This window comes from Pseudomonas sp. CIP-10, from assembly GCF_020911845.1.
GTDB classification, from domain to species: domain Bacteria; phylum Pseudomonadota; class Gammaproteobacteria; order Pseudomonadales; family Pseudomonadaceae; genus Aquipseudomonas; species Aquipseudomonas alloputida.
Map to the genome: position 1 here is coordinate 4235887 of NZ_CP087160.1, position 15412 is coordinate 4251298.

The 15412-nt window shown below is 63.2% G+C and carries 13 protein-coding genes; 3 read left to right on the top strand and 10 right to left on the bottom strand.

Going from position 1 to position 15412, the window contains the following annotated elements; genetic code table 11:
- Positions 1–72: 72 nt before the first annotated feature.
- On the top strand, positions 73–321 hold the full coding sequence (locus LMH93_RS19125; RefSeq protein WP_004577442.1) for a CsbD family protein: 249 nt from the start codon (positions 73–75) through the stop codon (positions 319–321).
- A 52-nt stretch (positions 322–373) separates the two neighbouring features.
- Here the strand turns inward: LMH93_RS19125 and LMH93_RS19130 are convergent, their stop codons facing one another.
- From LMH93_RS19130 to LMH93_RS19145, 4 genes are all read right to left on the bottom strand, one after another.
- Positions 374–1627, bottom strand: a complete 1254-nt coding sequence (locus LMH93_RS19130) for an OprD family porin (RefSeq protein ID WP_185280123.1) — start codon at positions 1625–1627, stop codon at positions 374–376.
- A 63-nt stretch (positions 1628–1690) separates the two neighbouring features.
- Positions 1691–2995, bottom strand: a complete 1305-nt coding sequence (locus LMH93_RS19135; RefSeq protein ID WP_230064459.1) for a CitMHS family transporter — start codon at positions 2993–2995, stop codon at positions 1691–1693.
- Positions 2996–3109: 114 nt separating this feature from the next.
- Positions 3110–4417 (bottom strand): dicarboxylate/amino acid:cation symporter, encoded by a 1308-nt coding sequence (locus LMH93_RS19140; RefSeq protein ID WP_230064460.1) that lies wholly within the window; start codon positions 4415–4417, stop codon positions 3110–3112.
- 71 nt (positions 4418–4488) lie between these two features.
- Positions 4489–5568 carry a 4-oxalomesaconate tautomerase gene (locus LMH93_RS19145; protein WP_230064461.1) on the bottom strand — a complete coding sequence of 360 codons (1080 nt, stop codon included), beginning with the start codon at positions 5566–5568 and terminating at the stop codon, positions 4489–4491.
- Between the two features lie 146 nt (positions 5569–5714).
- Between LMH93_RS19145 and LMH93_RS19150 the strand changes: the two genes are divergently transcribed.
- Positions 5715–6608, top strand: coding sequence for a LysR family transcriptional regulator (locus LMH93_RS19150; RefSeq protein ID WP_003247268.1), 894 nt, complete (start codon positions 5715–5717; stop codon positions 6606–6608).
- A gap of 19 nt (positions 6609–6627) precedes the next feature.
- Here the strand turns inward: LMH93_RS19150 and LMH93_RS19155 are convergent, their stop codons facing one another.
- A complete protein-coding gene (locus LMH93_RS19155) occupies positions 6628–6924 on the bottom strand; it encodes a DUF3144 domain-containing protein (protein ID WP_003247266.1) in 297 nt (98 codons plus the stop codon).
- A 396-nt stretch (positions 6925–7320) separates the two neighbouring features.
- Here LMH93_RS19155 and mtlD point away from each other — a divergent pair, with 396 nt between their 5' ends.
- Complete coding sequence (gene mtlD, locus LMH93_RS19160; RefSeq protein ID WP_230064462.1) at positions 7321–9444, top strand: bifunctional mannitol-1-phosphate dehydrogenase/phosphatase; 2124 nt, start codon at positions 7321–7323, stop codon at positions 9442–9444.
- A 79-nt stretch (positions 9445–9523) separates the two neighbouring features.
- Here mtlD and LMH93_RS19165 read toward each other — a convergent pair whose 3' ends face one another.
- The 5 genes from LMH93_RS19165 to LMH93_RS19185 are packed head-to-tail and all read right to left on the bottom strand — an operon-like array spanning position 9524 to position 15364.
- Complete coding sequence (locus tag LMH93_RS19165; protein ID WP_185280119.1) at positions 9524–10708, bottom strand: acetyl-CoA C-acyltransferase; 1185 nt, start codon at positions 10706–10708, stop codon at positions 9524–9526.
- Complete coding sequence (locus LMH93_RS19170) at positions 10705–11157, bottom strand: acyl-CoA thioesterase (RefSeq protein ID WP_100773480.1); 453 nt, start codon at positions 11155–11157, stop codon at positions 10705–10707. Before LMH93_RS19170 ends, LMH93_RS19165 begins: the two co-directional genes overlap by 4 nt.
- Positions 11157–12320, bottom strand: a complete 1164-nt coding sequence (locus LMH93_RS19175) for an iron-containing alcohol dehydrogenase (protein WP_088513121.1) — start codon at positions 12318–12320, stop codon at positions 11157–11159. Before LMH93_RS19175 ends, LMH93_RS19170 begins: the two co-directional genes overlap by 1 nt.
- A 33-nt stretch (positions 12321–12353) precedes the next feature.
- On the bottom strand, positions 12354–14129 hold the full coding sequence (locus LMH93_RS19180) for an acyl-CoA dehydrogenase C-terminal domain-containing protein (RefSeq protein WP_230064463.1): 1776 nt from the start codon (positions 14127–14129) through the stop codon (positions 12354–12356).
- A complete protein-coding gene (locus LMH93_RS19185) occupies positions 14126–15364 on the bottom strand; it encodes a 3-hydroxyacyl-CoA dehydrogenase (protein ID WP_100773481.1) in 1239 nt (412 codons plus the stop codon). The genes LMH93_RS19180 and LMH93_RS19185 overlap by 4 nt, the downstream gene beginning before the upstream one ends.
- Positions 15365–15412: the final 48 nt, after the last annotated feature.

Below are 15412 nucleotides of genomic sequence, written 5' to 3' on the forward strand. Positions count from 1 at the left end.
CATTGCGGCGATTCACCGCCCTAACCCTGTGCTGTTAACCCAAAGCCGCTCACAGGAAGGAACTAAGCCATCATGAAACGCGAACAGATCGAAGGTGTAGCAGAGGACCTGGCTGGCAAAGCGCAAAGCGCCGTAGGTCGCCTGGTCGAAGACCCGGCACTGGAAGCCGAAGGCGATGCGCGTCAGGCCGCAGGCCAGTTGACCAAGTCCTACGGCGACACCCTGGACACGGTGTCCTCGTTCGTCAAGGAAAAGCCCTTCGCCGCACTGGCCATCACCGCCGCCGTCACACTGGTGGTCTCTCGCCTGCTGCGCCGCTGAACCACGGCGCCTCAGGCGGTTCAGGGCCGGATACCTTGTCCGGCCTGCGCCATCACCAGATGGCGATATCGTAGGTCAGGTAAAGGCGATTGCTGTCTCGGCCGCGGGCGAAATCTGATCGATACACATAGTTTCGCAGCTTTACGCCCAGCCCTTTCAGCGGCCCACCCTGCACCACGTAGGCAATCTCGGCGTCACGCTCCCATTCTTTGATGCCCTCGCCACCTGAGCGGCCATTGTCGCCACTCAGGTAGCGCGTCATGAAGGTCAGCCCCGGCACCCCGGCGGCAGCGAAGTTGTAGGCGTAGCTGGCCATCCAGGTCTTCTCTTCCTCTTCGATGAACTTGCCGATGCCGACGTTGCTGAACGAATAGACCGTTGCCCCACTGATATACGGCAGGCCCGCTTCACCATCGAGCACCTGGTAACCTGCGCCGACGGTATGCCCGGAGTGGGCGTACGACAGTTGGCCGCTGAACATGTCGTTGTCGATGCCACCGCCATACGCCGTACCGCTGTCGCGGCTTTTGAAGTAACGCAGGTCGGTGGTCAGCACGCCGCCGCCCAGCGGCAGGTCGTGCACCAGCCCGGCGAAGTCCTGGCGGTAGAAATGCTCGAGCTCGCCATGGAAATAACTCAGGCGCAGTTGCTTGCTGACGGCATAGTCAGCACCGGCGAAGCTGAAGTCGCCAGACGCTGGGCCGCCATACCCGTCCAGGTACAACCCGGTACTATTGGATGAGTCGCGCTGTTTGAAGCGGTCCAGGTGGCCAGCGGTAAGGGTGAGGTTGTCGATGTCGGTGCTGGTCAGCTGGGTTCCCTGGTAAGTCTGCGGCAGCAGGCGTGCATCGTTGTACACCAGTACCGGTGTCTTGGGCAGCAAGGTGCCATGCTTGACCACGGTGCTGCCCAGGCGGGCTTTGGCCGTGATACCGGCGCTGGCGAATTCGTCGGCCGCGCGGCCATCGTCATGCACTGGCAGCAACCCGGTGCCGCTGCGCCCACGGCCGGAGTCGAGCTTGACGCCGACCAGGCCCAAGGTGTCGAGACCCAGGCCAAGGGTGCCTTGGGTGAAGCCGGACTGGTAATCGAGCAGAAAGCCTTGAGCCCACTCCACCCGTTCGCTTTTGGCTGTGGCGGCGGCGCGGGCGCTCATACCCTGCTCGTCACGGAAATTCTCGTTGAAATACACGTTGCGCAACTGCAGCTTGAGCTTGCTGTCATCGACAAAACCGGAAGCGCCGGCAACAGGCAGCCAGCCGCACAGCAGGCCACAGGTGGCCCCACGGAACACAGCTCGGGACATGATCGGTACTCTATTGTTGTTTTAGGGATGAGCAGGCGTTGCGCCTGGCAGCACCAAAAGCGTTCAGACGAAGAAGGACAAGGCGCCCGTCAGCAGTGCCAGCGCCGTGATCACCAGAGAGGTGAGCACGGCCCATTTCACGGTGGCTTTCTGGAAGTCACCGATATCGCGGTCGACCATGCCCACCAGCAGCAGGGTCGAGGCCACCAGCGGGCTCATGAGGTGAACCGGCTGGCCAAGCACCGAGGCGCGGGCGATTTCCACCGGGTCGATGCCGTACGCGGCCGCGGCATTGGCCAGGATCGGCACAACGCCGAAGTAGTACGCGTCGTTGGACAGCACGAAGGTCAGCGGCATGCTGGTCAGCGCCACCACCAGCGGGAACCAGTGGCTCCACGCATCCGGAATCCAGTCCACCAGCGTCTGGGCCAATGCATCGACCATCTTGGTACCCGAGAAAATACCGGCAAAGATGCCTGCGGCGAACACCAGCAGCACCACGGTCATGGCGTTGCCCGAATGGGCGAGGATGCGTTCTTTCTGCACATTCAGCTGCGGGTAGTTGATCATCAGCGCGGCGACGAAACCGATCATGAACAGGATGGCCGCATGCATCAGCCCCAGCACCAGCGCAGTCATGACGACAATCACCAGCACCAGGTTCACATAGGCAAGGCGCGGGCGCTTGTGCGGGCTGTCGCCAAGGATTTCCTTGATGTAGCAGTTGCCCCCTCCGGACTCCAGGGCAACATTGCCGATACGCCGGCGCTCGGCACGGCCCAGCAGGTAGGCGGTGAACACGACCCACGCCGCCCCACCGATGACGGTGGGCAACATCGGAATGAAGTACTCGGTCGCATCCAGACCGAGCGCTGCAATGGCACGGGTGGCGGGACCACCCCACGGGCTCATGCCGCTCATGATGCTCAATGACAGCATCGATACGGTCGCCAGGATCATCGGGTTCATGCCGATGCGCTTGTACAGCGGCAGCATGGCAGCGCAGGTAATCATGTAAGTCGTGGTGCCATCACCGTCCAGCGCCACCAGCAGCGACAGCAGAGCGGTGCCGATAGCGATCTTGATTGGGTCGCCATTCACCCGCTTGAGAATCTTGCGGATCAGCGGGTCGAACAGGCCGGCGTCGATCATCAGGCCGAAGAACAGGATGGCGAACAGCAGCAGCGCGGCAGACGGTGCGACCATTTTCAGCCCATCGAGCATCATCTTGCCCAGGTCTGGCGCGAAACCGCCAACAAGGGCGAAAACAATCGGCACGATGGTCAGTGCGACGATCGGGGACAGGCGTTTACTCATGATCAGGTAGGTGAAGGTCACCACCATGATCAGACCCAGAAGTGCGAGCATGGTTTGTTCTCTTGTTTTTATTGTCTATGTGGCCACCTGCAGCGCAGACGGCCCCCTGACCCCCACCCGGCAACGCCTGGTGGGGGCCTGTGAAAAGCTTGAGGGTGTCGAGGCTCAGCCGTGGCGGCGTGGTTCGGCGACCCAGTCGGCCGATTCATCGACGGGGGTGACCACCGGCTCGCCGTTCAGGCGGCTGTGCAGCGTCTGGCGGTCACAGGCGTTTTCCGAAAGCGATACCACCACCGTCGCCACAGCGTTGCTGGCAAGACTCGTCAGCGCACGGGCTTCCGACATGAAGCGGTCGACCCCGATCAACAGGGCCAGGCCGGCCAGGGGAATGTCATGGATCACGGTAAGGGTCGAGGCCAAGGCCACGAAACCGCTGCCGGTGACACCTGCCGCGCCCTTGGAGGACAGCAGCATGATCGCCAGCATGGTGACCACCTGGCCCAGGCTCAGGTCGATGTTGCAGGCCTGCGCGATGAACACGGCTGCCAACGACAGATAGATGGCAGTACCGTCCAGGTTGAACGAGTAGCCAGTGGGCAGCACCAGGCCAACCACGCCTTTCTTGCACCCAAGCTTCTCGAGTTTCTCGAGCATGCGCGGCAGCACCGGCTCGGTTGAAGAAGTACCCAGCACCACGAGGAACTCTTCGCGGAAATAGCGCAGCAACTTCCACAGGCTGAAGCCATGGGCGCGGCAGATGCCACCGAGCACCACCAGCACGAAGAACGCGCAGGCGATGTACAACGTCCCCACCAGCTTGGCCAGCGCGCCAAGGGACGTAATGCCGTACTGGCCCACGGTGAATGCCAGTGCGCCGAAAGCGCCGATCGGGGCAAAGCGCATCAGGTAGCCGAAGATGCGGAACACCATGGTCGAGGCCGACTCCAGAACGTCCAGTACCGGCTTGCCCTTTTCGCCCATCGACGAGAGGGCGAAACCGCTGAGTACGGCGATGAACAGGACCGGCAAGACCTCACCCTTGTTGAAGGCACCGATGAAGGTGTCCGGGATGATGTGCATGAAGAAGTCCACCACGCTCAGCTTGGCAGCCGACGCGGTGTACTGGCTCAGGCCCGCTGTGCTCAAGGTGGCAGGATCGATGTTCATGCCGGCACCTGGCTTGAACAGGTAAACCGCCGCCAGTCCGATCACCAGGCTGACCACCGTCAGGCCCAGGAACAGCAGCAGGGTCTTGCTCATCAAGCGCCCCAGGGAACGCTTGTCGGTCATGCCGGCGATGCCGGTGACGATGGTGCAGAACACCACCGGCGCGATCATCATCTTGATCAGCTTGATGAACGCATCACCCAGCGGCTTGAGGGCCACGGCCTGTTGCGCCCAGAAGTGTCCGACCACCACGCCCAGCAGGACGGCGCAGAGAATCTGGAAATACAGCGATTTGGCGAGTCTCATGGCATCACCCATTGTTGAAATTGTGCGGATGCGCTTGTTACGAATGTGCAGGTCTGGATTGGTGCCTGGAACTACCCGGCCAACCTGCGGAATGTAGGGGCGTAGACGAACCCTGAGAAGAGCCGCCGGGCGGTTCGCACCACCGAAGCCTGGATCGTCTGGCCCTCGGCACCGCTGCGCGTCAGCGCAACATCGATGCCGCCACTTGGGTGCTCCAGGCGGACCTCGGCCAGTTGCTGCGCGCCTTCGCCCAACAGGTCGGCAATCACGGTACCAGGGCTGACGCAGGCAGTCGCCAGCCCCACGGCTCCCGTGATCGCCAAGGCACGATGGCAGTTGTGCGGCATGAAATAGCGAACCTGCAGCGTGCCGTCGTAGCGCGGCTTGGACACCAGCACTGGCTTGGGGATGACCATGCCACTGACATCGCCCAGGCCCATGGCCTTTCCGGCCTTCAGCCGCAACGCTTCCAGGCGTTCGAGCAGCGCGCTGTTGGCGTCCAGCTGAGCCGGGGTTTCCGAGCCGCTGACACCCAACTGGCTGGCCTCCACCACCATCATCGGCATGGCCATGTCGATGCAGGTCACCGGCACGCCATCAATCACGTCCTTGGCCTTGCCCGTGGGGAACAACTTGCCGGTCTTGCTGCCGACCGCGTCGAGGAAGGTCAGGTGCACCGGGGCGGCAGTGCCCGGTACCCCATCGATCGCCGTGCGGCCTTCGTAGCGCACAATACCGCCGGGCGTTTCGACCAACGAATTGACGAAGGTGCCAGTGTTGAGGTTACGGATGCGCACCAAGGTCTTGCCTTCCTGGCCTTTTACCAACCCCTGTTCGATGGCGAATGGCCCAACCGCACACAGCATGTTGCCGCAGTTGGGGGCCGTATCGACCCGGCGCTGTGCGACCATCACCTGCACGAACAGGTAGTCGACGTCGGCGTCGGCGTGCAATGACGGGCTGATGATCGCCACCTTGCTGGTCTGAGGGCTGCCGCCACCGATGCCGTCGATTTCCAGCTCATGGCCAGAGCCCATGAGGTTGATCAGCAACTCGTCGCGCTCGACCACATTGGCAGGCAGGTCACAGGCGTGGAAGAACGGCCCTTTGGAGGTACCGCCGCGCATGAGTACGCAAGGAATTCGTTGCATGATTTCGCACTCTTGTTGATCAATGGACATCATTGATGCTGTGAGCAAAAGAGTGACAGGGATGGATAAATCAATCCAATGCAAATATCGTAGCTATTATTGCGATTCAAACATAAATAAAGCGCCAGGCCAGTCGAAGGTTTCTTATGGAATATGAGCTGCAAGACATCAGATCTTTCGTGAAAATCGCCGAACTGGGCAGTTTTCATGAGGCCGCAGAAGCGCTTCACCTGTCCCAGCCGGCCCTGAGCCGGCGGATCAAGAAACTGGAGGAAGGCCTGGGCACCTCGCTACTGGAACGCACCACTCGCCGGGTCAGCCTGACCAGCGTGGGCCGCGACTTCCTGCCCAAGGCCAGGCGCCTGCTGGATGATTTTGAAGACTCGATCCTCAGCATCCGCGAACTGGCCGAGCGCCAGACCGGTCAGGTTACCCTCGCCTGCATCCCTACCGCGGCGTTCTACTTCCTGCCGTCGGTGATCCGCGATTACAACGAGCAATACCCGAAAATCCGTATTCGCCTGCTGGACCTTAGCGCCAACGACGGGCTCGAAGCCGTGCTGCGCGGCGAAGCCGACTTCGGCATCAACATGATGAGCGGCCAGCACCCGGACATCGAGTTTGTCTCGCTGGTGCAGGAGCACTTTGTACTGGCCTGCCGGCGTGACCACCCACTGGCGAACCGCGCCTCCGTTACCTGGACAGAGCTGGCTGATTACCGCCTGATCGGCGTCGGCCGCCTGAGTGGCAACCGCATGCTGCTGGACCATGCGTTGTCCGGGCTCAACCTGCGGCCCAAGTGGTTCTACGAAGTGCAACACCTGTCCACGTCGCTGGGCATGGTCGAGGCCGGGCTGGGCGTGTCCGCCATGCCCAGCCTGGCCATGCCCAATGCCGACCACCCCACGCTGGTGAGCGTGCCGTTGATCGAGCCGCAAGTCACCCGCACGCTAGGGCTGGTGTACCGGCGCGGCGCATCGCTGTCGCCGGCTGCGGAAAAATTCGTTTCGATCCTGCTGCAGAAATGGCCAAATCGCTGAGGGGAGCGGCGCGCCTGGCTTAGTCGTTCTTGCCCAGCATGTACTGGTCAAAATGCTCGATATGCTCGTCTAAGTTGTCCTCGAGCATCATCCGGTACTGATCACAGAAGTACTTCAGAATCTCTTCCCGTGCCGCACCCAGCTCCGCGCCGCTCTTGAAGCTGCGGGCGCTCATCCAGGCGCTGAAGCGCGCGGCACCGAAGGTGAGCGAGGCGCTGACCTTGCCCAGGTCTTCGAACTTTTCGATCTGCTGGTTCGCCAGTTCAATGTGCGCATCGGCGCGATCGTAAAAGGCCTGGTCGGTAGCTTGGGTCATTGGGGTTCACCTTGTTGCGCAATGCGAGCGGGAGGCCAAGCCTTGCATGTCGCGGCGCATACGTGCAAGGCTGAAAAAGGATCACCCATGACGAAAAGGAAGCAAAGCACCTCATGCTTGGAATCACACGTATCCATCGCTATTTGCGCCCACTGCCTGCAAAACCGACTGCAGCCAGTGGGCGTGACCTCAAGGCCAAACGCGCCACCCACCTCGCCTCAACGGTTGCCAACCTCCTCTGCACGCCCCGCTCCGCCCCGCCTTACCTCTGCGTCACTCCTGAGCGTCCCCCCGTCGAACGTGTGCCCCCGACCTGACTGCCTCCACTGCAGCTCACACACCGTTCTCGCCTGTTGCAGGCGGGATGCCTGACGCAACGACAAGGGGCAACAGCCAATGCTTTTCTTTCACGGTAAACACATTCTCAGCGCCATCTTCGATATGGATGGCACCCTCTTCGACACCGAGCGCCTGCGCTTCAAGACACTCAAGCAAGCGTCTCTGGAAATCTTCGGCAAAGCGCTGAGCGAGCAGACCCTGATTGGCTCGCTGGGCCTGAGCGCAAAAAAGGCCGAAGCCCTTGCCAAGGCGCATAACGGCGACGACTTCCCGTACGCCGAAATCCGCCAACGCGCCGATGAACTTGAGCTGGAGTACGTGCGCAATCACGGCGTACCGATCAAGGCCGGCCTGCTGGAGGTGCTGGAGCGCCTGCGCAAGTCGGGCCTGACCATGGCAGTGGCCACCTCCAGCCGCCGTGCCATCGCCGAGGAATACCTGATCAACGCCAACGTGCTGAAGTACTTCGACATCACCGTTTGTGGCGATGAAGTCAGCCAAGGCAAACCCCACCCCGAGATTTTCCTGAAAGCCGCCCGCGCGCTCAATTGCGAGCCAGGCCAGTGCTTCATGGTCGAGGACTCGGAAAACGGCATGCTGTCAGCGATGCGCGCCGAAGGGCAGGCAATCCTGATCGAGGACATCAAGCCGCCTGCGCCGGAAATCAAGGCGGGCGCGCTCAAAGCCTACCGCAGCATGCATGAATTTCTCACCGACCTGAGCGAGTGCGTACCCGACCTGGGCATGCCTGCATTGAGTGAGCCGTTCCCGGTCTCGATGAACCAGTTCAGCGTGGGCATTCATGGTTTCGGCGCCATCGGCGGCGGTTACCTGACGCAGGTATTTTCCCATTGGGACGGCTACACCCGACCGCGTGAAATCATTGCCGCAACCCGTTCGCGCATGCTGCGCGAAAGCGTCAGCGCCTTCGGCCGCTACAGCGTGCGCTACGGTGCCATATCGTTCGACCAGACCATCGACAACGTGCGCATGATCGACATGGACGATGACGACGCGGTCATCAGCATGTACACCACTGCCGAAATCATCGGCCTGAGCCTGCCCGAGCAGGCCATCAGAAGCCAGGCCAGGGTGATCGCCCAAGGCCTGCTGCAACGCTTCGAGCGCCGAGGCCGCGAGCTGACCCTGCTGATCGTATTGAACAAGGTTGGCGGTGCGGCGTTCGTGCGGCGTCATGTGCAAGCCGAGCTGGCGTTACTGTGCCCGCCTGCGATCAGCGAGCAGGTTTTGCAAAAGACCCATTTCGCCGAAACGGTGGTCAGCCGCATCGTGTCCAAACTGGGCAATGACGCGCTGGTGCGGCAACTGCGCATCAAGTCGCAGATGTTCCAGAACAGCCTGGAAGACGAGCCCGCAAGCACCTGCAAACCTTCAGCGCCGCAACCGGAGTACGAACGGCTGATCGGCCACTTCAGGCCCTTTGCACAGCCCAGCAGCGCCATGAGCCAGCTGCATCTGGTGCTGTTCAACAGTGAAGCCGACATGCCGCTTTACGCGGAGCGCGGCAGCGATCTGCTCGAACGCCTGCGCCAGGTGAAGACAGTGCCAGACATCGCCCAGATCCAGATCATCAAGAACCGCCTGTGGAACGGCCCGCACGCCATCGTGGCCTGGTACGCCAGCCTGCTGGGCCATGCCTGGGTCGGCCAGGGCATGGGCGATGCGCGGGTGAGTGAGTTGGCCGAGCGCCTGATTCGCCAGGAGGTCGCGCCCGCACTGGTGGCCGAATACCCACAGATGGCCGAGGTGGTCAACCGCTTTGCCGAGGCATTTCTCGAGCGCTGCAAAACCTCGTTCAAAGACCCGTGCGCCCGGGTAGGCCGCGACCCCTTGCGCAAGCTGCAACGCAACGAACGCATCCTCAGCAGCATCGACCTTGCCCGCAAGCACGGTATTGCAACCCCGGCCCTGGCGTTTGGCGCCGGGCTCGCCATTCACCACGCCCTGAACTGCAGCAACAGCAAGGACCTGGAAAGCCAGGCAATCAGGCAGGTTTACCTGGATAACCAGGAAAGCGTCGAAGCCGTGCTCACCCATGCCAACAAACCGTTCCCCGGGTTGTGCCCCGTCAAGGACGCGGAACTGATCGCTGCCATCCGTGAAGGCTTCCGCCAATTGCCACAGCCAGCTTCGCGCCACGCGGTTGCTGTAGGCTCATAACCAGCCCTGGCCGGGACACCGTGGGCGCAGGTTGCGCCTGCGTCCCGGTCAGCGCCATGGGCTGGCCTTGGGTACCGGCCTAAAGCACTTCGAACAGGCCCGCTGCGCCCATGCCGCCGCCCACGCACATCGTCACGACCACGTACTTCACCTTACGTCGCTTGCCCTCCAGCAAGGCATGGCCGACCATCCGCGCGCCGCTCATGCCGTAGGGGTGGCCGATAGCAATGGCGCCGCCATTGACGTTCAGTTTCGCCGGGTCGATCTGCAACTGCTGGGCGCAATACAGCACCTGGCAGGCAAACGCCTCGTTCAGCTCCCATAGCCCGATATCGTCTACCGTCAGGCCCTGCTGGCGCAGTAGCTTGGGCACCGCCAATACCGGGCCGATGCCCATTTCCTCGGGGGCAAGGCCAGCCACGGCGATACCGCGGTAAAGCCCCAGGGCTGCGATGCCCGAGCGCGCCGCCAGCGCGCCCTCCATCAGCACGCAGGCACTGGCGCCATCGGACAACTGACTGGCATTGCCGGCCGTGACACAACCGCCTTCGACCACGGGCTTGAGCCCCTGCAGATCGGCCAGGGTCGTTGCCGGTCGGTTCCCTTCGTCCTGGGTCAGGCGCACCTCTTCATGGCTGACAACACCTGTCAGCTTGTCCACCACCTTCTTGCGTGCGGTGACCGGCACGATTTCAGCGGCGAACAACCCTGCCGCCTGCGCCGCTGCCGTGCGCTGCTGAGACTGCAGGGCGTAGACATCCTGTGCTTCGCGGCTTATGCCATAACGCCGGGCCACCCGTTCGGCCGTTTGCAACATCGGCATGTAGGCGTGCTCGCTCATGCGCAGCACTGCGGGGTCGTAAGCCTCACTGGCCAGTTGGTTGTGCACCTGCTGCACCAGGCTGATCTGCTCCTGGCCTGCGCCAATGGTCACTTGCATGCCATCAACCATGATCTGCTTCGCCGCCGTGGCAATGGCCATAAGGCCTGAAGCGCACTGGCGGTCGACGGTCTGACCGCTGACCGATTGGGGCAGGCCGGCGGCCAGCGCCGACAGCCGACCCGGGTTGATCGCGGCAGTGCCGCTCTGCATGGCAGTCCCCAGCACCAGGTCATCGACCTGCGCCGGTTCGATACCGGCACGTTCTACCGCGGCGCGGATAGCGACAGCCGTCATGCTGGGGGTTTTCAGGTCGTTGAAGGCGCCACGCATGGCCTTGCCGATAGGGGTGCGAGCAGTGGCGACGATCACGGCGTCTTTCATGATGGCTGTTCCTCAGGGGATAGGGGCTGCAGTTCGCTCAACACGCGCCGCAGGCAGTCAGGTACCGGCACCGGGCGCCGCCCTTCGCGGTCGACGAATACATGGACGAAGCGACCGGTGGCGCAGGCCAATGGCTGACCGGCAAGGAACACGGCCAACTGATAGTGCACCGAGGTGTTGCCCAACCGGTCCACCACTAGGCCCACTTCGATGTCATGCGGGAAGGCCACCGGCGCCTGGTAGTCGCAGGCGGAGCTGACCACCAGCGCGATCACCCTCCCCTGGTCGATATCCAACCCGCCCTCCCGCACCAGCAGGCGGTTTACGGCGCTGTCGAAAAAGCTGTAATAGACCACATTGTTCACGTGGCCATAGACATCGTTGTCGTGCCACCGGGTGGTTATAGGCGTGAAGTGCCGATAGTGTTCACGTTGCCGGAGGTCGCTCATCAGTAGGCTGCCTCATAGATGGCCAGCGCATCGGCCTGGGTGACTTCACGCGGGTTATTGACCAAAAGGCGCTGCTGTTGCATCGCGTCTTCGGCCAGCTGGCCAAGCCGATGACGCGGTACATCGGCGTCGCGCAGGCGGTCCGGTAACCCGCAGCGGCTACCTAGCGCGGCCAGCTCGGCCACGAATTGTTCTGCCTGCTGGCGCTGATCACCGGGCTGCAAACGGGCCCCCAGCAGCGGCACGGCCAGTTCGGCGTAGTCCACTGCCGCCACCGGCAGGTTGAAGCGCAGCACATGCGGCAACACCAGCGCGTTGGCCAGGCCATGGGGAACATGAAAGTGCCCACCCAGCGGATAGGCCAGGGCATGCACCGCCGCCACCGGTGCATTGGCAAAGGCCTGGCCGGCCAGGCAAGCCCCCAGCAGCATGGCCTGGCGGGCCTGCAGGTTGCCGCCATTGTGCACAGCCTGGTCAAGGTTATCCGCCAGCAGCCGCAGCGCCTCACGGGCCAGCAGGCTGGACAGCGGGTTACGTTTGAGGCGGCTGGTATAGGCTTCGATGGCATGCACCATGGCGTCGATACCGGTAGCAGCCGTCACCGCCGATGGCAGGCCGAGGGTACAGACGGCGTCGAGCACTGCCAGGTCTGGCAACAGCAGCGGCGAAACAATGCCCATCTTGGTGGTGGCACCGGTGGTGACGATGGCGATCGGCGTCACCTCCGAACCGGTACCTGCCGTGGTGGGCACCTGGATCAACGGCAGCCGGCGGCCCTTGGCCCTGTCGATGCCGTACAGCTCGGCGATGGGCTGCGAACAGTCGCGGTGGGCCAGCAGCGCAACCAGCTTGGCCACATCCATCGAGCTGCCGCCGCCGAACCCCACCACCAGGTCGGCGCCGATATGCCGGGCGCGCTGGGCGGCCGCCAGCACGCATGCCTCGCTAGGGTCGGCCGTAACCTCACTGAAGATCGCCACACCGACCTTGGCTGCCGTGAACCCCGGCAGCAGGTCATCGAGCATGCCAAGGCGGGCGATACCCGGGTCACTGACGATCAAAACACGCTTGGCACCGCGCTCACGGCACAGACCTGCAAGGCGCTGCACCGCGCCGGGTTCGCAGAGGATCTGCGCAGTGGTGGCAAAGCTGAAAGGCTGCATCGCACTCTCCTTGTTCGTGTGGTTTGCCGTGCGCTAGAACGCGAAATCGCTCGCCGGTAGCGCCATCAGGCAATCCGCGCCACCCAGCAGGGCCTCGCGGTGAGCAGTGGCGCGGGGCAGGATCCGCCGCCAGTAGAACGTCGCGGCGTCAAGCTTGGCCCTGTAGAAGGCTGTTTCCGCGCTGCCGGAGACAAGCGTCGCTTGAGCGCGCACAGCCGCTTGCAACCACATCGCCGCCAACAGCACGTAGGCCGAGTAGGCAAGAAAATCAACCGACACTGCCCCTGACTCCTGGGGGTCGCGTTGACAGGCCTCGACCACATGGGCGGCCAAGACGCGCCATTCCTCCAAACGTTGCCCCACGGCCGTCGCCATGGCCTGCAGGCCGTCGAGCGCATTGGCAGCCCTGACGTGCGGCGCCATTTCGTCGATCAGCAGATTGAGCTCGGCCCCGCCGTCCCCCAGGACCTTGCGGCGTATCAGGTCGAGGGCCTGTATGCCGTTGGTGCCTTCATAAAGCTGGGTGATGCGGCTATCGCGCATCAACTGCTCCATCCCCCACTCGCGGATGTAGCCGTGACCGCCGTACACCTGCACCCCAAGACTGGCGACTTCCTGACCGACGTCGGTGAAGAACGCCTTGACGATAGGGATCAGCAACGCCGCCCGCCGAGCTGCGGCCTGGCGCGCCGGTGCATTTTTCGCAGCATGCTCCAGGTCCAGTTGCCGAGCGGTGTAGATGCCCAGCATGCGACAGCCCTCGGTAAGGGTCTTCTGGGTCAGCAGCATGCGCCGCACGTCTGGATGGACGATGATCGGATCGGCAGGCTTTTCCGCTGCCACCGGCCCAGCAAGCGAGCGCGACTGCAGACGCTCCCGGGCGTAGGCCAGCCCTCCCTGAAAAGCGGCCTCGGCAATACCAAGCCCCTGCAGGCCGACCTGGAAGCGGGCATCGTTCATCATGGTGAACATGCAGGCCAGGCCCTGGTTGGCCTCCCCCACCAGCCAGCCCTGGGCACCGTCGAAGTTCATCACGCAGGTCGATGCCCCCTTGATGCCCATCTTGTGCTCCAGCGCCCCGCAGCCCAGCGCATTGCGCTCGCCACCGGGCAACAGCTTGGGCACCAGGAACAGGCTGATGCCCCTGACACCGGCCGGCGCATCAGGCAGGCGCGCGAGTACCAGATGAACGATGTTGTCGGTCAGGTCCTGCTCGCCACCACTGATGAATATCTTGCTGCCGGTAATGCGATAGCTGCCGTCCGCTTCCGGCTGGGCGCGGGTACGCAGCAACGCCAGGTCGGTGCCGGCCTGCGGCTCGGTCAGGCACATGGTGCCGGCCCACTCGCCACTGACCATCCGGCTCAGGTAGGCCTGCTTGAGTGGCTCGCTGCCATGGCGATGCAACGCCAGGACCGCGCCCTCGGTCAGGCCGGAGTAGATGCGGAACGACAACGACGCTGCCATCAGCATTTCATGGAAGCTGGCCGATGCCATCTGCGGCAAACCCTGGCCACCGTAGGCCTGCGGCCCGGTCATACTGGCCCAGCCATGTTCGACGTATTGCCGATAGGCGTCCCGCATGCCGTCCGGGGTGGTGACCTCGCCGCCCACCCACTGGCAGCCCTGTTCGTCACTGTTGCGATTGAGTGGTGCGATGATTTGGCCAGTGAAGCGTGCGGCCTCCTCAAGGATGCCGTCGAGGGTGTCGCGGTCCAGTTCGATACCGAGTTGCTGGCAATGTCCGCTCAGGTCGAACAGTTCATGCAGCACGAAACGCATGTCGCGAAGGGGCGCCTGGTAGTTCATGCCTGAACCTCCCCGCGCGGTTCGAAACGCTTGCCACCGGCCACGAGTGAGTAGAGCAGCCCTGCCGGGCGCCAATGCTCGCCAAGCACGCCCTGCAGGTATTCCAGCCGGGCCAGGATAAACGGCGCCCCCTGCTCGTCAGCCCAGCGCATGGGCCCGCCAGTGGCAGCCGGGAAGCCATAGCCGTGGAGCCAGACCCGGTCGATGTCGCTGCTGCTGGCGGCGATACCTTCCTGGAGAACCTTCGCCCCTTCGTTGACCAGTGCCAGCAGGCACCGTTCGAGGATTTCCTCGGCACTGATGCCCCGACGTCGGTAGCCAAGGTTCTGGGACACCTGCAGCACCAACGCGTCGACCTGCGGGTCATGCTCGGCCTGCCGGCTGCCGGGGGCATAGCGGTAATAGCCCTGCCCGGTCTTCTGCCCAAGGCGGCCGAGCTCGCACAGCGCATTATCGACCTGCACCAGCGGGTCGTGCATGCCTTGCCCGGCCAACTGCCGGGCGCGCCACTCCAGGTCGATGCCCACCACGTCGTACATGCGGAACGGCCCCATGGCGAAGCCGAACTGCTGCAGTACCGCATCCACCTGATGTGGCAACGCCCCTTCAAGCAGCAACTTGCGCGCTTCGCCCACATAGCTGCGCAACATGCGATTGCCAATGAAACCAGGGCAGTTGCCTGCCACTATCGCCACCTTGCCCATGCGCTCGCCCAGCGCTTTGGCGGCATCGAGCACCTTCTGATCGGTGTGCGTCCCACGCACGATTTCGAGCAGCTTCATGACATGCGCAGGGCTGAAGAAGTGCAGCCCCAGGACCTGGGACGGCCGCTGGGTGACGGCGGCAATCGCGTCGATGTCCAGCGCCGAGGTGTTGCTGGCCAGGATCGCACGTGGCTTGAGGTGTGCATCCAGTGCACGGAAGATTTCCTGCTTGAGCGCCAGGTTTTCATACACCGCTTCAATCACCAGGTCGGCCTCCGCCAACGCCGGATAGCCGTCCACTGCCTGCACACGCGCCAGGCAAGCGTCGGCCTGGGCCGGGGTGATGCGCTGCTTGTCCACCTGCTGGGCCCAGGCCTGGCTGACCATGCCCAGCCCGGCTTCGAGCGCTGCCGCGTTGCAGTCCAGCCACAGCACCGACAGCCCGGCGTTGGCCAGGCTGATGACGATGCCGCGGCCCATGGTGCCTGCACCTATCACAGCCACCTGTTTGATCGGGAAGGGAGTATTCACGCGCAACGCTCCTGCTTTTCTTGTAGGTATGAGGACTGTGATCACCCT